General features: G+C 48.6%; 1 protein-coding gene. It reads left to right on the forward strand.

Translation table 11 applies throughout. From position 1 onward, the window contains the following. The coding region (locus ICN47_RS12825) for an autotransporter-associated beta strand repeat-containing protein (protein ID WP_216220298.1) at positions 1-247 on the forward strand (247 nt) is incomplete at both ends.

Raw genomic sequence — 247 nt, forward strand, 5'->3', positions numbered from 1 at the left:
ACACCATTAACTGGCCTCACCATTAATACAGCAACCTTAACTGCCCATGCGATTACCTTAGCTAGCAGTAGCGCCATCTCGATTACCAATAGTGGTGCTGGTTCGATTGACGGCATCATCGCAGGTATCGGTGTTACTCTGACAAAAGCAGGAGTAGGTATCCTCACTCTGTCAGGTGCTAACACCTATGGTGGCGCTACTACTGTCAATGCCGGTACCTTACAAGTGAGTGGTAGTGGAACTGTAG

The organism is Polynucleobacter sp. AP-Latsch-80-C2 (assembly GCF_018882185.1).
Lineage (GTDB): Bacteria > Pseudomonadota > Gammaproteobacteria > Burkholderiales > Burkholderiaceae > Polynucleobacter.